This window comes from Demequina capsici (assembly GCF_032102965.1).
GTDB lineage: Bacteria > Actinomycetota > Actinomycetes > Actinomycetales > Demequinaceae > Demequina > Demequina capsici.
In genome coordinates this window covers 2,683,298-2,701,154 of record NZ_CP134880.1, presented here as the reverse complement: position 1 = coordinate 2,701,154, position 17,857 = coordinate 2,683,298, and the positions used below count along the sequence as shown (strand labels likewise).

At 71.4% G+C, this 17,857-nt stretch carries 14 protein-coding genes; 7 read left to right on the top strand and 7 right to left on the bottom strand.

From position 1 onward, the window contains the following. Positions 1–15: 15 nt before the first annotated feature. On the bottom strand, positions 16–1,113 hold the full coding sequence (locus RN607_RS12855; protein ID WP_313497791.1) for an FUSC family protein: 1,098 nt from the start codon (positions 1,111–1,113) through the stop codon (positions 16–18). 4 nt (positions 1,114–1,117) lie between these two features. After that, positions 1,118–1,585 (bottom strand): nucleoside deaminase, encoded by a 468-nt coding sequence (locus RN607_RS12850; RefSeq protein WP_376784179.1) that lies wholly within the window; start codon positions 1,583–1,585, stop codon positions 1,118–1,120. A 52-nt stretch (positions 1,586–1,637) separates the two neighbouring features. Here RN607_RS12850 and upp point away from each other — a divergent pair, with 52 nt between their 5' ends. The 3 genes from upp to RN607_RS12835 all read left to right on the top strand — a co-directional run bounded on the left by upp (position 1,638) and on the right by RN607_RS12835 (position 4,549). After that, positions 1,638–2,279: a uracil phosphoribosyltransferase gene (upp, locus tag RN607_RS12845; RefSeq protein WP_313497789.1), complete on the top strand. Its 642-nt coding sequence runs from the start codon at positions 1,638–1,640 to the stop codon at positions 2,277–2,279. A gap of 298 nt (positions 2,280–2,577) precedes the next feature. Further along, positions 2,578–3,864: a multidrug effflux MFS transporter gene (locus tag RN607_RS12840; protein WP_313497788.1), complete on the top strand. Its 1,287-nt coding sequence runs from the start codon at positions 2,578–2,580 to the stop codon at positions 3,862–3,864. Positions 3,865–3,943: 79 nt separating this feature from the next. Next, the gene (locus RN607_RS12835; protein WP_313543018.1) at positions 3,944–4,549 is read left to right on the top strand and encodes a DJ-1/PfpI family protein; all 606 of its coding nucleotides are present in this window, start codon (positions 3,944–3,946) and stop codon (positions 4,547–4,549) included. A 61-nt stretch (positions 4,550–4,610) separates the two neighbouring features. On the opposite strand, the gene RN607_RS12830 is transcribed toward RN607_RS12835, so the two are convergent. Further along, entirely contained in the window at positions 4,611–7,598 is a 2,988-nt protein-coding gene (locus tag RN607_RS12830; protein ID WP_313543016.1) for a sigma-70 family RNA polymerase sigma factor, read from the bottom strand. 200 nt (positions 7,599–7,798) lie between these two features. Between RN607_RS12830 and RN607_RS12825 the strand changes: the two genes are divergently transcribed. Together RN607_RS12825 and RN607_RS12820 are read left to right on the top strand one after the other, a co-directional pair. Next, on the top strand, positions 7,799–8,569 hold the full coding sequence (locus RN607_RS12825) for a hypothetical protein (RefSeq protein ID WP_313497782.1): 771 nt from the start codon (positions 7,799–7,801) through the stop codon (positions 8,567–8,569). A 213-nt stretch (positions 8,570–8,782) separates the two neighbouring features. Next, positions 8,783–11,125, top strand: coding sequence for a putative bifunctional diguanylate cyclase/phosphodiesterase (locus tag RN607_RS12820; RefSeq protein ID WP_313543014.1), 2,343 nt, complete (start codon positions 8,783–8,785; stop codon positions 11,123–11,125). 4 nt (positions 11,126–11,129) lie between these two features. Here RN607_RS12820 and RN607_RS12815 read toward each other — a convergent pair whose 3' ends face one another. From RN607_RS12815 to dnaK, 4 genes are all read right to left on the bottom strand, one after another. Then, the gene (locus RN607_RS12815; protein ID WP_313497778.1) at positions 11,130–11,540 is read right to left on the bottom strand and encodes a heat shock protein transcriptional repressor HspR; all 411 of its coding nucleotides are present in this window, start codon (positions 11,538–11,540) and stop codon (positions 11,130–11,132) included. A gap of 17 nt (positions 11,541–11,557) precedes the next feature. Continuing rightward, positions 11,558–12,496 (bottom strand): DnaJ C-terminal domain-containing protein, encoded by a 939-nt coding sequence (locus RN607_RS12810; protein ID WP_313497776.1) that lies wholly within the window; start codon positions 12,494–12,496, stop codon positions 11,558–11,560. Positions 12,497–12,527: 31 nt separating this feature from the next. After that, positions 12,528–13,127, bottom strand: a complete 600-nt coding sequence (gene grpE / locus RN607_RS12805; protein WP_313497774.1) for a nucleotide exchange factor GrpE — start codon at positions 13,125–13,127, stop codon at positions 12,528–12,530. Positions 13,128–13,206: 79 nt separating this feature from the next. After that, positions 13,207–15,081 carry a molecular chaperone DnaK gene (gene dnaK / locus RN607_RS12800; RefSeq protein WP_313497772.1) on the bottom strand — a complete coding sequence of 625 codons (1,875 nt, stop codon included), beginning with the start codon at positions 15,079–15,081 and terminating at the stop codon, positions 13,207–13,209. A gap of 406 nt (positions 15,082–15,487) precedes the next feature. Between dnaK and RN607_RS12795 the strand changes: the two genes are divergently transcribed. Both RN607_RS12795 and RN607_RS12790 read left to right on the top strand, forming a co-directional pair. After that, entirely contained in the window at positions 15,488–17,083 is a 1,596-nt protein-coding gene (locus tag RN607_RS12795) for a M15 family metallopeptidase (RefSeq protein ID WP_313543013.1), read from the top strand. A 167-nt stretch (positions 17,084–17,250) separates the two neighbouring features. Further along, a complete protein-coding gene (locus tag RN607_RS12790; RefSeq protein WP_313543011.1) occupies positions 17,251–17,730 on the top strand; it encodes a rhodanese-like domain-containing protein in 480 nt (159 codons plus the stop codon). Positions 17,731–17,857 lie beyond the last annotated feature (127 nt).

Below are 17,857 nucleotides of genomic sequence, written 5' to 3'. Positions count from 1 at the left end.
TGTTCGCGCGCCGACCTAATCGGCTGGGGACGGCGGAGGGTTGATGCTGGGACGTCCCGCCGGACCCGGCGGGTGGATCAGCGCGGTCAGGACTGCCACGCCCGAGCCGACGAGCGTGTCGAGGATCCGCTCGCCCACGACGGCGGGCGTGCCGAAGTCCCCGACGGCGGTCGTCACGATGATGAGCGCCAGCGGGGTCACCGCCGTCACCGCGATCGCGTAGTGCCGCGTGATGGTCAGCTCGGTGATGAACTGCAGCGTGCCCAGGATGAGCGCGAGCAGCCACGGGTTGGGCGGCAGCTCTCCGATGCCCATGTAGATGAGGGCCCCGGCGACGGTGCCCACGGTGCGGTGCAGGCCACGGTTGACCGCCACGCCGCGACCGGGCATGACGCCCACGACCACCACGCCCGCCGCCACGGTCCAGTAGGCGCGTTCGGGATCGGTGTAGAGCAGGCTCACGGCCGTGCACACGGTGGCGACGATGGCGGTGCGGATCGCGAGGTCGCGCGCCCCTCGGTCCCACTCGGGGCGGGCCAGCAGGACCCTCAACGGTCGGGGGGTGACCTGCCTGTGCACCCGGCGGATGAGCGGGACGATGCTGGCGAGCACCGCGAAGGTGCAGCCCGCGGCGACCCACCCGACGAGCACCAGGGCGGACTGGCCCTCGGCGACGGCGTGGGCGGACATCCCGTAGACGATGACGGGGAACAGCGGCCCCGGGGGCCCGAGGCGGTAGCCGTGGACGGCCGCGCCGACGGCGCTCGCCACGACGATCAGGCCCATCGCTGCGGCGCCAGGGTACGGGCCGACGAGGGCGCCCAGCAGGGACGACGCGACGAGCACCAGGCCGGCGAGCGGGCGGAGCCGCAGCCGCTCCAGGCGCGGGAGGGCGGCGAAGTAAGGGACGGTGAAGGCGCCCACGCACGCGATCAGGCCGATGTCGAAGCGGTCGACGGCGGCGCCGAGCAGCAGCGGCACCATGATCACCACCGTCGCCTGGAGGGCGATCGGCCAGCGGGGCGCTCCCGGCGGTGCGACGGTGCCGAGGCTCGCGACGGCGCGCCTCATCCCGTCGACCCAGATGTCGCGCCTGCGCGCCTCGGTGTTCACGGCCTCACCGTCGCGCCTCGAAGAAGTCGCGCAGCACCGCAGCGCACTCATCGCCACGCACGCCGGCGATCACCTCGACCTTGGCGCCCACGCGAGCGTCGCGCACCACGTCCCACTGGGAGCCCGTGGCGCCCGCCTTGTCGTCCCACGCGCCGAGCACGACGCGCGGGACCCTGGCCTGCAGGACCGCCCCCGCGCACATGAGGCACGGCTCGAGCGTGACGACGAGCGTGCACCCGTCGAGCCGCCACGAGCCACGCTGGGCGGCGGCCTCGCGCAGCGCCAGGACCTCGGCGTGGGCGCTCGGATCAGAGTCGACCTCACGCCGGTTGCGGCCCCGACCGACCACGATGCCGTGCTCGTCGAGCACGACCGCGCCGACGGGCACGTCGCCGTCGGCCGCCGCCTCCTGGGCGAGCGCCAGGGCGGCCTCCATCGCTTCGCCGTAGGCCGTGTCGTTCAGGCTGCTCATGGCGGCCACGCTAGCGCCCCTGGACGCGCTCGTGCCGGATAGGCTGTGCGCCATGGAGCTCCACGTCGCGAACCACCCCCTCATCGACCACAAGGTCACGATCCTGCGCGACAAGGACACGACGTCGCCCGTGTTCCGTCTGCTGGTGGACGAGCTGGTGACGCTGCTGGCGTACGAGGCGACCCGGCACGTGCGCGTCGAGGAGCGTGAGGTGGAGACGCCGCTGACGCGGACGGTGGGCACGCGGATCTCAGACCCGCAGCCGATCATCGTCCCCATCCTCCGTGCAGGGCTCGGCATGCTCGACGGGATGACGAGGCTCATGCCGAACGCCGAGGTGGGCTTCCTGGGCCTCAAGCGCGATGAGGAGACGCTGGAGGCGATCACCTACGCGAACCGCCTCCCCGACGACCTCACGGGCCGGCAGGTCTTCCTGATCGACCCCATGCTCGCCACCGGTGGATCGCTGATCATGGCCATCGAGTACGTCCTGGAGCGTGGCGCGACGGACGTGACGTGCGTCTGCCTTCTCGCCGCGCCGGAGGGCATCGAGAACGTGCGCAGGGCGGTCGGCGACCGTGCGAACGTGAACGTCGTCGTCGCCTGCGTGGACGAGAAGCTCAACGAGGTCGGATACATCGTGCCTGGTCTGGGTGACGCTGGCGACCGCCTGTACGGCATCGTCGACCACTAGCGCTCAGCTGCGCGGCCGCGCCGCAGATCAGCGCTCACTCCCCCCGCGCCCCTTCCGGGGCCGCTCACGCCCGGTGTGATGCTCCGCACGTGCGCCCGCCGACCCCGTGACTCTTCGCGACAGGTGGAATACACTGACCCGGTTGGCCGTTGACGTCCGCGGCTCGTGAGCGCTGTGGAACCGCAGCAGCCCACCCCTCCCGCGCGATCGCCCTCCTTCGTTGGATGAGAACGACGCCGCACCTCAGTCACGACGTCGTGAGCCACCGCTTGTCCCTGCAAGGAGCATCTGCGCCCGTATGACCGCCGACCTGAACGCCCGCCCCGTCGCCGCCGCCACCGCCCGCACGGTGCCGACCGCCGCAGCCGAGGCGCACCCCGGGGATGCGCTGTCCCGGCGCCAGCGCGGAGTGCTCATCCTGCTGCTCGGCGCGGCGGTCGCTCTCGGCCCGTTCACGGTCGACATGTACCTGCCGGCGTTCCCGCAGGTGGCCGCCGACCTGGACACCACCGAGTCCGCCATCCAGCTGACCCTCACCGCCACCATGATCGGGTTCGGTCTGGGCCAGCTGATCATCGGGCCGCTGAGCGACGCCGTCGGCCGCCGGTGGCCGTTGCTGATCGCGACGTCGGTGCACGTGCTCGCCTCCGTGTCGATCATCTTCGCCCAGAACGTCGAGGCGATCATGATCGGCCGCATCTTCCAGGGACTCGGCGCCGCAGGGGCCGCCGTGGTGTCCATGGCGATCGTCCGCGACCTGTTCTCCGGTCAGAAGCTGATCCGGACGCTCGCCCGCATGGCGATCGTGACCGGGCTCGCGCCCGTGCTGGCGCCGATCGTCGGCGCACAGGTCCTGCAGTTCGTGTCCTGGCGCGGAGTGTTCGGCGTGCTCAGCGTGCTGGGACTCGTCATCACCATCCTCGCGTCGATCCTCCTGTTCGAGACCCTCCCGGCCGAGCGCCGCGGACGCTTCGAGCGTCGCGTGGTCCTGCAGCGGTACAAGGCGCTGCTCGGCGACCGCACCTTCGTGGGCGTGCTCGTGGTCGGCTCCATGGCGTTCTCGTCGCTGTTCTCCTACCTGTCGTCGTCGACCTTCGTCCTTCAGGACATGTACGGCCTGAGCTCGCAGCAGTTCGCGATCGTGTTCGGCACGAACGCCGTGGGAATGGTGCTGTTCAACCAGACCGGGGCACGCCTCATGCGCCGGTACCCGCCGCGCATGGTCATGACGATGGGGCTCACGATCGTCGCGATGGGCGCCGTGGGGCTGCTCGCGGTCGGGCTGCTGGATCTGGGCCTCGTCGGCCTGATCTCTGCGCTGTTCTTCTGCGTGGCCCCGCTCGGCTTCGTGATGCCTGCCGTGCAGATCCTCGCCCTGGCGGATCACCCGCGCGAGGCGGGCACCGCCGCGTCGCTGATCGGCGCGGTCAACTTCGGCCTGGCGGGCGTCATCTCGCCGCTCGTGGGCATGCTCGGAATCTCGGTGCTCGCCATGGCGACCGTGATGTGCGTGACGCTCGCCGTCGCTCACCTCAGCCTGTGGCTGATCGTGCGTCCCGGCGTGAGCCGCGAGGTGCTCGTCTAGCAGCTCGCGGGTCCGGGGCGTCGCTGCGCGGAGCCGGAGGGACGGCGGTGGCACCCCGCACGGTGCCTACGCTGGGCCCATGAGACGCATCGGCATCCTGCTCTACCCCGACTTCGATCTGATCGACGCGGGCGGACCGTACGAGGTCTTCCTCACGGCGTCGCGGCTCGCAGTCAGGGACGGCGAGCCGCCCCTGTACGAGGTGCTGCTGATCGCGCCCGATGGCGCCGACGTGGTCGCGTTCGGCGGCATGACCCTCACAGGCCTGACGCGTCCTGAGGATGCCGGCCCGCTCGACGTGCTGCTGGTGCCTGGGCTGGTGGATCTTGCCGCCGCGCGTGCCGATGCGCGGATCGCCGACGCGGTGGCCACCCTTGCGGCCGACTCGCGGACGGTCACGTCCGTCTGCACCGGCGCGTTCCTGCTCGCGGACGCAGGCCTCCTTGAGGGGCGTCCCGCGACCACGCATTGGGAGGACGTCGCCGAGCTCGGCGCGCACGCGTCCGTGGCGTCGGGCATCGCAGGGGTGCGATGGGTGGACGACGGCGACGTGGTGACCTCAGGCGGCCTCACCTCCGGCATCCACATGGCGCTGCATCTCGTGGCCCGGCACCATGGCACACCGTTGGCGCTGCGCACCGCGCGCCAGCTGGATCTCGACTGGAGCCCCGAGCCGGCGCGTTGAGCGCGGACCGAGGAGCTCAGCACGCGCCGTGCTGCCGGTTCTGCTGCGCTGTGCGCTCGGTTCAGCTGCGCTGTGCGGTGAGCGTGAACGTGCCGATCAGCACGGCGTCTGAGGACGTGCCGACGGTGAGGGTGTGCAGCCCGGCGCCCACCGTCTTCGGACGGAAGGCCTTGGCGTCGACGCCCAGCGTGTTGGGGTGCTCGTAGCCGAACGCGGTGGAGTCCATCGCGTTCCCGGAGTCGGCGGTGGACACGGTGCCGTTGTTCCAGTGCAGAGGGGCCAGCGTGTCACCGTCGATGTCGACGCGGTCGCCGACGGTGCCGCGGTCGCCACCCCACGCCACGGTGCCCACGGTGACGGACGACGCCTGGGAGGCGTAGAGGTCGAGCGCGGCCTGCCCTCCGGCCGCGAGCGGCTGGGACCCGGTGTACACGGCGACGTCCGCGTCCGGCAGCGAGGAGTCCTCGTAGACCACCGTGAGCGCGAATCCTGCGAAGTAGGCCCGGACGGCGGGGCCGTCGGAGTAGTCGGCAGCGAGCGCGACGTCAGCGAGCCCGTAGACCCCGGGGCCTGCCGCCGCCACCAGGTCGGTGACATCGGCACGCGCCTGGTAGACGGCACGGCCCGCGGCGTCGGTGGTGAGCGTGACGTCGGCGGTGGTCAGCGTCGTGACGTCGCTCGCGCCAGGCAGCAGCAGGCTCACGGTGCCAGGCGCCGTGGTGAAGGTCGGGTCGTCGACCGAGCTGTTCGCGGCCCACTCGAGCGTCGCGTACTTCACGGTGGCGCCGGCGGGGAGGGTGAGCGTCGTCACGTTGGACGCCTCCTGACCCGCGATCCCTTCAGCGGGCACCAGCGCGTATGCGCTGCCGTTGAGCGAGGCCTGTGCGGCGTTGCCGTTGAAGTCGATCGCATGCTTGCAGGCGTTGTCGCCGGCGGCGCAGGTGAGGAGCGGTGCGCCCGCCTGTGCGACGGCCAGCCGACCTGACGCCGAGTACGCGGGCGTGAGCACGGTCGACGCCTGCGAGAACCCGGTCCGGACCGTGTACTCGGTCGCGTCGTCGCCTGCGGAGACCCGGAACGAGGTCACCGCGTCCGATGCGAGCGCGCCGGTCACCGTCAGGTCCAGGTCCAGGGTGGCGCGTCCGCCTGCGGAGATCGACGCGAGCGTGCAGGTGGCGGTGGCGCGGTCGTCGGAGAGCGAGCACGTCCAGCCGCCGGCCGTGAACGTGCCCTGGGCTGCGAACAGCATGTAGTCGTCGAGCGCGCCGGGAATGGTCGCAGAGAACTGGCCCGCATCGCCGCTCGGGGTGGTGAAAGTCAGCCCCGCGGGCAGCGCGATCACGGCGGTGACCTCGTCGGCCGCGCCCTCTCCCGTGTTCGACACCGTCACCGGGACGGAAGGCGACAGGGACGACAGCGCGAGGAAGCCCATCGGCGCGCGGGCGATCGACAGGCTCGAGGCGAGCACCACGGGCGGCACGGGCGGGACCGTGGGCGCGATCGTCACAGGCGGCTGAGCTGTCCCCGTCGTGGTGGTCCCGTCGCCGGGGTCGGTCGTGGAACCGGGGTCGGTCGTGGAACCGGGATCCGTCGTCGTGCCCGTGGTCGGCGCGGACGACTCCTCTGTGGTGCTGCCGGTGCCGGCACCGGGGTCGCTCGTCGCGCCGGCACCCGCGTCCGTGGTCGAGCTGTCCGTCGTGCTGCCGGTCGTACCGCCGGACACGGTGCCGGCGAGCACCGTGACAGGCGCCGCCTGCGCAGACCCTGCCGAGGGCACGTCCGTGCCGTCGGCCCCGTCGGCCTGGTCGGACGTCGCGGCGTCGGCGGGCGTCGTCTCGGCAGCGGTGCCCGTGCCCGAGTCGGCAGTGGTCTGCGTGATCGCGGCGGGCGCGTCGCTCGTCGTCTGAGCCGCGGGCTCGCCACCCGAGTCGAAGAGGCCCAGGAAGGAGGCGCCGGTCGCGGCGAGCGCGACGATGCCGATCGTCGCGCCCACGGGCAGCGCCAGCGCGGCGACGGTGCCGAGGAACGAGGAGACGGCACCCGCAGCGGTCGCCGCTCCCGCCGCTCCCGACGAGGCGAGCGCGCCCGTACCGGCCGCGCCAGCCGCGATGCCGGAGACCGAGGTCGCGGAGGCCGCAGTCGCGCCACCGGCGCCCGCGCTCGCGGTCGACGCTCCAGCGCCTGCTGCTCCACCACCGGACGCGGCCGCGCCTGCGCCCGTGCCGAGAGCGCCGCCGATCGGAAGGCCGCCCTCGAGCGCGCCCACCCCGAGAACGCCCATCACAAGAGGGGCGATGATGCCTCGCATCCCTCGATTGACATCCTCGAGCTCCGCGACCAACGCCTGACAGCGTTCGCATGTCCTCACATGCGCGTCCACCCTCGTGGACTCCCGCTTGCTCAGGCCGCCTCGCACGTAGGCGCCGAGCTGCGTGTTCGCCTCCAGGCAGTCCACCTGCTCCGACGTGGTCAGATGCTGCTGGAGGTACGCCTGCCGCAGCGCCTCGCGGGCACGGTAGGCAAGGGCCGCGACACCGTTGGCGCTGAGGCCAAGCAGCGGAGCGATCTCCTTGGGAGCCTTCTTCTCCACCTCCGTGTACCAGAGGACTGCCTGCCATCGCTCGGGGAGGGAGCGGAACGCGTCGGCCACCATGCCGTGCTCGAAGCCGGCCATGGCGGGCTCGTCCGAGGACGCCTCGTACCCCATGGACGACTCGTACTCCGACATGTCGTCGCGAGGACGGGTGCGGATGCCTCGGTTGATGACGTCCATGCCGGTCCGGCGGACGATCGTGAACAGGTAGGCGCGGAACGCGAGGTCGGGACCGTCACCGCGCTGCAGCGCGCGCAGCACGCGCGAGAAGGACTCCGCCACCACGTCGTCCACGTCGGAGGCCGAGTTCGTGTACTGCGAGGCCACCTTGCGGGCCGCGTCCACGTGACGCTCGTAGAGCACGCCGAAGGCCGCCGCATCGCCGGCGCGTACGCCGGCGATGAGCTCGGGATCGCTGGACGAATCCGTCCATAGTGCGATGGCCTCGTGACTCATTGCTTCCTTCGTCGCCGCGTCATGGGTTCGGCGGGTACCACACAGTTTCCCGTGCGCGGAACGGATCGGACAAGACAGAACGATGCGTAATTGCTCACATGGGGAGAATTCGGACGTGACCCAGGTTACCTGCAACTGTTCCGGAGAAAATCTTCCAAGAACCTGCGTCATAGCTCTCATCGGCCTCCCTCTCATGGGGCATGAGCAGCGATGTGAACATCCCGAGCGTCACCGGCCGCTCGCTCCTGCGCCAGTGGGAGTCGGCCTCGGTGAACACGGTGTGGCTGCGCCCCGGCGACTGGTACACGCCAGCCGCCGAGGCCCTGGTCGAGGCGCTCGAGGCGCGTCTCGACACCGCGCCTTCGGCGTACCGTCTCGGTCAGGCTCGCGCTGCTGCCGGCGTCGGCATCACCGAGGCGATCGACGACATGGCGGTCCTCTTCCGCGCTGCTGGCTACGAGTCGGCACCGATCCGCTCCATCCGCGCCCTCTGCGAGGGTTGGACCGAGGGTGATGCGACGGCACACGTCGCCACCCAGATGCACGACCCGGAGTCCGGGCTCGGCACCACCGAGTACATGATCCAGCGCCTCGCAGAGGTCTACGGCGCGGCCGAGCGCACCGGTCTCAAGGTGATCGACACCCACGCTCTCGTGATGGTCGACGTCTCCGTCGACGACAACGACCCGTGGCAGCGGATGGCCCGCAACGCGGCCGTCGGCCAGGCGCTCACCGGCGCGTACGGCGCCGGTCACCCGATGGCACGCATGGGTGACGGCCTCTACGCGGTTCTCGTGGAGCGCGGCGCCGGGCTGGGCATCGGCATCGCCGAGCTGCGCGACCACATCGGCGCGAAGGCCGTGGCCATGCGCGTCGCGAACCTGGTCCGCCAGCCCCCGCGCGTGTGGATCGAGTCGCTTCCCGGTACCCACCGGTACGCGCAGGAGCTCCTGGAGTCCCTGCAGCGATAGGTAGGGAGACCGCACACAGGTTTGCGGCGCGTGACGAGCTGAGGGCGTCACGCGCCGCAATCGTCTTCCCAGCCCGTACGGCCCGCGCCACGCCGGGTGGGGCCCACCCTCGCCCGGACGCGCACGTACCGACCGTCGAGCCGACCGCGCACTGTGAGCACCGTCGCACACGGCAATGGTTGACGCCGGCCCTCGCATGTCGATAGGAGAGGCATGACGACACGCCCCGCCTCGCCTCGCGGTGAGGCGCGCGTGCGCGACCCCGGGCGCATCCCCAGCACTGTCGTCGTGGCACTGATTGTGCTGTGGGCCGGCTGGCTCGTGGAGCTGGGATGGCTCGACATCGCGGGTCCTGGCGACTTCCCTGCCCGGGACACGGGCCTCTACCTGAGCCTCGTGCTCGGTGCGGCCGCGCTCACGTTCACGAAGGGCGTGGTCGCGCGGGGGGACCGGGCCACGTGGCTCCTCCTGGGCGCGGCGATGGCTGTCTCCGCCGTCGGTGACGTGCTCTACGCCGCGGTGGTGGCCGGGCACGACGCTGAAGCGTTCCCGTCGATCGCCGACCCGTGGTACCTCGCGTACTACCCGCTGGCGACCGCCGCAGTCGTGTCCTATGTCCGCCAGCGGTCCCGCAGCATCCCGCGCGTGGTGTGGGTCGACGCAGGCACGCTCGCCATCGCCGTCGGCGGGTTGGTGGGCGCGGTCGCGCTGGCGCCTCTCACCGGCACCCTGTCCGGCGGGCGCCTCGCCGCCGTCGTGGGTGCCGCATATCCGCTCGGCGACACGATCGTGATGCTGATCGCCCTCGTCGGCGTGGTCATCCTGGGCCTGCGTCGCTCCGAGGCGCTCGTCCTCATCGCCGTGGCCATGGTCATGTCGGGGGTGGCAGACCTCCTGTACTGGAACCTGCTCGCCGCAGACGCCTACGTCGAGGGCACGTGGATGGACTCGCTGTGGCCGCTGGCCAGCATCCTGCTGGCCACCAGCGCGTGGCTGCGAGCCCCGGTAGGGAGCGCGGCGGCGCCGACCTCACGGGGACTGCTCGTGGTGCCCGCAGCGACGCTCGTCGCGGCGACCGCCACGCTCACGATCGGAACGGTGTCCACGATCCCGACGCTCACCATCGTGATGGCGCTCGCCGCGATGGGGGGCGTGCTCAGCCGGCTGAACGCGACGGTGCGCCAGACCCTGCAGATGATGGACGCGTGGCAGGACGCCAGGACGGACGACCTGACGGGGCTGCTGAACCGACGAGGCTTCGCGGTCGAGGCGGCGCGAGTGCTGTCCGACGAGTCGACAGGCCCTCATGTCGCGCTGCTGCACGCGGATCTCGACGGGTTCAAGGAGGTCAACGACAGCCTGGGACACGAGGCGGGTGACGAGGTGCTGCGTGCAGTCGGCCAGCGTCTGAGGGCGGCGATCCATCCGACGGACGCCCTCGTCGGCCGGCTTGGCGGTGACGAGTTCGCGGTGATCCTGGCTCGCGCGGGCGCCGCCGAGGCGTCTCATGCCGCATTCAAGATCCGGTTCGCGCTCGTGAGGCCGTTTGACGTGGAGGGCACCGAGGTGACGCTCGGCATCAGCGTGGGCATCGCGCTCTCGCCGGCTGACGGCGACGACCTGTCCGTCCTGCTGCGACGTGCGGACATCGCGATGTACCGGGCGAAGGCCGAGGGCCTGGGGTCGGCGGTCTTCGATCCGTCCATCGACATGGCAGGGGAGGACCTCCTGCAGCGGGTCGCCGAGCTGCGCGCGGGGATCGCCGCGGGCGAGCTCACGTTGCACTTCCAGCCGAAGATCGCCCTTGCCAGCGGCGCTGTCGAGGGCGTGGAGGCGCTCGTGCGGTGGGAACGTCCCGGCGGCGCCATGGTCCTCCCGCAGGATCTTCTGCCGTTGGCGGAACGCGCAGGGCTCATGGGCGATCTCACGGACGCTGTGCTCGAGGTCGCCGCCGCGCAGGCCGCGCGGTGGCGCGCGCAGGGCATCGACCTTCCCATCGCAGTGAACATCCCCGCGTCCGCGATCTCCGACGACCGGCTCCCGCGACGCATGAGCAGGCTGCTCGCCGAGCATGGCCTGCCGGGATCGGCGCTCCAGGTGGAGATCACCGAGCAGGCGCTGCTCACCGATCCGGACGGAGCGCAGGAGGTGCTGACCGCACTCCATGACCTCGGCGTACGTGCCGCGATCGACGACTACGGCACCGGCTACTCCTCGCTGGTGCGGCTCCGGGAGCTGGACGTGGACGAGGTGAAGATCGACCGTTCGTTCGTGGTGCCGCTGCTGCTTGACGAGCGATCAGCCTCGATCGTCCGCTCCACGATCGACCTGGTCCATGCGCTCGGGCTGCGGGCGGTCGCGGAGGGCATCGAGGAGGCTCGCGTCGCTGACGCGCTCACCGACCTGGGGTGCGACGCCGCGCAGGGCTACCACTGGACCAGACCATTGCCCGCTCCTGAGCTCGAGGCGTGGTTCGTCGAGCATCGCGGGCTCGTCGACGCTCAGGCGGGCGAGGTGCTCGCCGCCTGGGAAGGTGGCCTGCCCGTCGTCCCGTAGGGGTTCAGCGGTCCCTGCGCCACACCACCAGCGACCGGCCCTCGTCGCGACGCGCGCGCTTGCCGCGCTCGACGATGACGACGTTGCCGCTGGGGCCCGTGGTGAAGATGCGGGAGCCGACGTCCGCGCGCGGACGCAGTCGTTCGACCTCCCGCTCGAGGCGCTGAACCTCGTGGGCCAGGTGGAGGATGCGCTTGATCCCCGCGAGGTTGATCCCCTCGTCCTGGCTCATCCGCTGGATCTCTCGCAGCGTCGCCACGTCCCGCAGGGAGTAGCGGCGGCCGCCACCCGGGCGGCGCTGGGGGATCACCAGGCCCAGGCGGTCGTACTGACGGAGGGTCTGCGGATGCATGCCTGCCAGCTCCGCGGCGGCGGAGATCAGGAAGACCGGCTCATCGACGTCCGGTTGCTCCATGGTGGCCCTCCCTCAGGTCAGCGTGCGGCGTCCTTGTAGAGGTCCTTGCGAGGATCCTCGGCGGCCGTCTCGATCGCGAAGGCCTGGAGGACCTCCTTGGCGGCCTTGGACAGCTTGGACGGCACGGTGATCTCGATCGTCGCGAGCAGATCGCCCACGCCGTCCTTGGTCTGCAGGCCGCGGCCCTTGACGCGCAGCACGGTCCCGGAGGACGTGCCGGCGGGCACCTTCACCTTGACGCGCTGGCCGTCCAGCGTGGGGACGTCGACGGCCGCGCCTAGCACCGCCTCGTCGTACGAGACCGGCACGCGGACCTTGAGGTTGCGTCCGTCCATGCTGAACACGGGGTGCCTGGCCACGTGGACGGTCAGGAGCAGGTCGCCCGCCGGTCCGCCGTTCGCGCCGGGGCGGCCCTTGCCGCGCAGGCGGATCTTCTGGCCGTCCTGGACGCCGACGGGGAGCCGCGTGGAGAACGATCCCGTGTCCATCCGCAGCTGCACGGTGGCGCCCTCGGCGGCCTGGCGGAACGTGACCTCCGTGGCCGCGGCGACGTCGTTGCCCTTCTGGGGTCCGCGCCGCCCGCCCCCGAAGAGGTTGCCCAGGATGTCCTCGAAGCCCTGAGCGCGGTACTGGCCTCCGGCCTGGCCGCCGTTGAACATGCCGGAGAACATGTCCTCGTAGCCGCCGCCGCCCGGGCCCCCGGCCGTGAAGCGGGCACCTCCGCCCATGGCGCGGACCTGGTCGTACTGCCCGCGCTGCTCGGCATCCGACAGGACCGCGTAGGCCTCGCCGACCTCCTTGAAGCGATGCTCGGAGGCGGCGTCGCCGGGATTGCGGTCGGGGTGCAGCTCCTTGGCGAGCTTGCGGTATGCCTTCTTGATCTCGTCGGCGGAGGCGTCCTTGGACACGCCGAGCACCTTGTAGAAGTCCTTGCTGAACCAGTCCTGGCTCGTCATGCCTCGCCTCCTTCCTTGAGATGAATGGACGTTACGCCTGGTCCTCGGGCTGCGCCACGATCACCCGCGCGGGCCGCACGACGCGGTCGCCGATGCGGTGGCCGGGCTGCGCGACCGTGAGGATGGTCGGCTCGGTGACGTCGGTGCTCGGCTGCGACAGCAGCGCCTCGTGGTGGACCGGGTCGAAGACCTCGCCGACGGCGCCGAAGCTGGACCAGCCCAGGCGGCCGAGCGCGGTCTCGAGCTTGTCCGCGATCGAGGCGAACGGACCGTCGGCCAGGTCGCCGTGCTCGCGCGCGGCGGCGATGTCGTCGAGCACGGGGATCAGCGCCTCGACGGCCTTGGCGGTCGCGTTCGAGGTGATGAGCTCGCGGTCGCGGTCCACGCGCTTGCGGTAGTTGACGTACTCGGCCTGCAGCCGCTGAAGATCGGCGAGGTGCTCGGCGGCCTTGCGCTCGGCGGCGTCGAGCGCATCGTCCGCGCCCGCCTCGTCGGTGCGCAGGTCGTCCCTGCCGTCGGCGTCCTCGTCGAGGAACGTGCCTTCGGGGATGTCGGACGCGGCGTCCTTGAGGATGCGCTCGGCGGCTGCCAGCGGATCCTCCGGCTCGGGGGTGGGGTTCTGGTCGGTCATGGGGTTCTCCTTGGGACGGGTGGGGGAAGCACGGACGGCGGGCGCCGCAGCCGGAGTGCCGGGCGCCCGCCGTGGCGCGTTACTTCTTGTCGTCCTCGTCGTCGACGATCTCGGCGTCGACCACGTCGTCGTCGGAGGCGCCCGGCTGGCCGGAAGCGGTCTGCGCGGCCGAGTCTGCGTCGACGTCCACGCCGGCGGACTGGTCGGCGGCGTAGATGGCCTCGCCGATCTTCTGGGCCTTCGTGACGAGCGCCTCGTGGGCGGTCTTCACTGCCTCGGTGTCGTCGCCCTCGAGCGCGGTCTTGACCTCCGCGATCGCAGCCTTGACGTCGTCGGCGATCTCGGCCGGGACCTTGTCCTCGTTGTCGGACAGGATCTTCTCGGTCGAGTACGCGAAGGTCTCGGCGTTGTTGCGGGTCTCGGCGTCCTCGCGGCGCTTCTTGTCCTCCTCCGCGTGCTCCTCGGCGTCCTTGACCATGCGCTCGATGTCGTCCTTGGACAGCGCCGAGCCGCCGGTCACCGTGATCGACTGCTCCTTGCCGGTGCCGCGGTCCTTGGCGGACACGTGGACGATGCCGTTCGCGTCGATGTCGAAGGTCACCTCGATCTGCGGCATGCCGCGGGGGGCCGGGGCGATGCCGGACAGCTCGAAGGTGCCGAGCAGCTTGTTGTCGCGGGCGAACTGACGCTCACCCTGGTAGACCTGCACCAGCACGGACGGCTGGTTGTCCTCGGCGGTCGAGAAGACCTCGGAGGACTTGGTGGGGATCGCGGTGTTGCGCTCGATCAGGGTGGTCATGACGCCGCCCTTGGTCTCGATGCCCAGGCTCAGCGGCGTGACGTCGATGAGGAGGACGTCCTTGCGCTCGCCCTTGATGACGCCGGCCTGGAGGGCCGCGCCCACGGCGACGACCTCGTCAGGGTTGACGCCCTTGTTGGGCTCCTGACCGCCGGTCAGCTCCTTGACGACCTCGGTGACGGCAGGCATGCGGGTCGAGCCGCCGACGAGCACCACGTGGTCGATGTCGGACAGCTTGATGCCGGCGTCCTTGATGACCTGGTGGAACGGCGCCTTGGTGCGCTCGAGGAGGTCCTGGGTCATCTGCTCGAACTGCGCGCGGGTGAGGCGGGTGTCCAGGTGGACGGGGCCGTTCTCGCCGATCGACAGGTACTGGAGGGAGATCTGCGTGGACTGCGCCTGCGACAGCTCCTTCTTGGCCTGCTCGGCGGCCTCACGGAGACGCTGCAGGGCCGCCTTGTCCTTGGCGAGGTCGATGCCCTCGTTGTTCTTGACCTCCTTGACGAGGTGGTCCACGACGCGCTGGTCCCAGTCGTCGCCGCCCAGGCGGTTGTCGCCCGCGGTGGCCTTGACCTGGATGGTGGAGAACGCGTCCTCGTCCTTGCCCACCTCGAGCAGGGAGACGTCGAAGGTGCCGCCGCCGAGGTCGAAGACCAGGATGAGCTCGTCCTCCTTGCCCTTGTCCAGGCCGTAGGCGAGCGCCGCGGCGGTGGGCTCGTTGACGATGCGCAGCACGTTGAGGCCGGCGATCTCGCCGGCGTCCTTGGTGGCCTGACGCTCGGCGTCGTTGAAGTAGGCGGGGACGGTGATGACGGCGTCGGTCACCTTCTCGCCCAGGTACTCCTCGGCGTCGCGCTTGAGCTTGCCGAGGATACGCGCGGAGATCTCCTGCGGCGTGTACTTCTTGTCGTCGATGCTCGTGGACCAGTCGGTGCCCATGTGGCGCTTCACCGAGGAGATCGTGCGGTCGACGTTGGTGACCGCCTGACGCTTCGCGATCGCGCCGACCAGGACCTCGCCGGTCTTGGAGAACGCGACCACCGACGGGGTGGTGCGGGCGCCCTCGGCGTTCGCGATGACGGTGGGCTCGCCGCCTTCGAGGACGGCGACGCACGAGTTCGTGGTGCCCAGGTCGATTCCCACTGCACGGGACATGGTGTTCCTCCATCTGCGGCCGGGTGCCGCGACGTGTGACTGCTCGCTCGATAGTTGAGCGACCTGCACTCAAGTTATCCACAGGCTCGCGACGTGTCAAGCCGTCCCGGTCAGAGTTGAGCGAAGTCTGCTCAACTTCTGCGGGAAGCTGTGGGTCGCGGTGAGCACCCTGCGGCTCGACCCCTGGCAGACGCATGAGTTCGCATATGTGGGAACGCGGAGCACGATCAGGGCGTTGATCGGGCAGTCGCAGTGCGGATGCCTGGTCGTCACGACCGCATCCACCAGCGCCACGCCGGGCTCCCGGACGTGCCCCTCTCCCCCCGGAGCGCGGCGCTGTCACCTACGGAGAGGCCGCCGTGCGTCCTCCCGCGGAGCGCCGACCGACCCTCGCGCACGCCTTCACATGACCTTCCTCTCCTCACCTCTGCGTCGGATCGCGGCCGCCTCGGCAGTCGCCTGCCTCGGACTGGGGGCCGGCGTCGCCGGCGCCCACGCCGCCACCGTCGAGTCCGCACTCCTCCAGGCCCGCGCGGCGGCGAAGGCCGTCGAGTCCAAGCGCGAAGGGCTGGTCGAGTCGATCGACCTGGCGAACACCGTCGCCGGGGACGCCGAGGCGCACCTGTCCGAGGGCGCCGTCTCGTCGGCCGTGGACCAGCTCGACAGCACCGTCAGCGCCGCAGAGTTCACCGCAGCGGCTCACAACGTCGTCCTCGATCCCGGCGACAGCGAGGCCCGGCCGACGTTCCTCGCGCCGGCCGCGGAAGGCTTCCTGCTCGCGTCGGCGCCGCAGGCGCAGAGCGTCGCGGACGTACCCTCCGGGGGGCTCGCGCTCGCAGTCTCCGAGCTCGACCGCCAGGTCCCGACGCTCGACGTGGCGAGCATCGAGGCGATCGACGCCTCCACCGGCGTCGTCACCGCCACCGGGGACTCCGTCTCCCAGGTGATCGAGGATCCCGACGTCCAGGCCGTGCTCGACCGCCAGGAGCGGGACCTCACCGCCGTGCGCGCGGCCACCGAGGAGCTGCAGCGCACCGCGGACGCGCTCGACGCGGCCGCTGCCGAGGTGACGCGCGTCGCAGACGAGGTCAGCGGAGCCACCGCCGTCGCCGCGCACGTGGCCGCCCTCACCAGCCTCGACACGCAGATCGGCACCGCCGACGGCGACCTCGCCTCGACGTTCGACGCGCTCGCCGCCGTCGGCGACCACGTGACCGATCCGGCCGTGCTCGAACACGCCGCGACAGCCCGCAACGTGCTGAAGGCCGCCCTCGTGTCGTCCGCCGACCGTGGCGACGTCGACTCCGTCAGGACCCTCACCGACACCATCGACGCCGCCTCGACCTCGCTGGACGAGGCGATGGCCGCGGTCCGTGCCTCCCACCTCGCATGGGTCGACGCCGAGAACACCCGAATCGACGCCCAGAACGATCAGACGATGCGCGACTACGAGGCCGCGCAGGCCGAGGCTCAGGCGGCGCTCACCGAGCAGTACCGCGCCGCCGTCGCCGCGCATCAGAACGGCTGGACCGGCGCGCCCACCGGAGTCACCTATGCGAACGGACGGGTACCCGCGTCGCAGCTGTGCTCCATCTCGTTCGCCCCGGGGCAGATGCTCCAGTGCGACGCCGCCCAGGCGCTCGAGCGCGCCGACGCCGCGTACATGGCGGAGACAGGCCAGCACCTGTCCTTCACCGACACCTACCGCTCGTACGCCAGCCAGGTGGCGACCCGCGCCGCCAAGCCGACCACCGCCGCCGTTCCCGGCACGTCCAACCACGGGTGGGGCATGGCGGTCGACTTCGACCCCGCGTCGGCCGCGTGGATGACCGCGCGCGGCGCCGACTTCGGCTGGGTCCACCCCGCGTGGGCTCGCTCCGGCGGGGCCAAGCCCGAGTCGTGGCACCTGGAATTCGTGGCGCCCGGCGTCGCGGACGCCGCAGCGACGGCCGCACCCGAGCTGATCCCTCACGTCGCGAGCGCCCTGCCCGACGCGGCCTGACCGCGGGTCCGCGTGCGGCGGGTCGCTGCGCCCGCGCGAGGTCCGCGGTGCGGTGCGGTGTGGTGAGGTGAGGTGAGGTGAGGTGAGGTGAGGTGAGGTGAGGTGAGGCGCGGTGCGGTGCCACGCCGGGCTGGACCGGCCCGGCGTTGACGGCCTACCGTCGGGCCATGGAGTCCCCCACACCTGCCGAGGCCGCCGCGCACTTCGCCGCGCGCCTTGCCTTCGAGACCGACTGCTCCGACGTCCACGCCGCGCTCGAGTCGGGCGATCCCGGGTTCGTGCTGATCGACACGCGCAGCCTCGAGGCGTGGGAGCAGGGGCATGCGCGCGGAGCGGTCCACATGCCGAAGCCGGACATGCAGGAACGGATCCCGGCGTACCCCGAGGGCACGTCATTCGTCGTCTACTGCTGGGGTCCTGGCTGCAACGGCGCGCAGCGCGCGGGCCTGATCATCGGCACCCTCGGCTTCGCGGTGAAGGAGATGATCGGCGGCTTCGAGTACTGGGCGCGCGAGGGGCTCCCCGTGGACCGCGTGGTCCGTGATGCGGCGACGGGCGTGGCGGTCACCGTCGGCGCGACCCGTGCTCCCGACCCGTTGACCGCGCCGGTCGGCGAGCCCGGCCACCGGATCGCCTGCGACTGCTGACCAGCCCGCGCGGCCCGACGCCCGCCAGGTCCGGCTCCTGCGGCCCGACGGCCGCCTGTCCCGACTCACGCGGCCCGGGCCGGTCCGGCTCCCGCTTGGCACGTCAGTACACGCATCGGCCCTGATC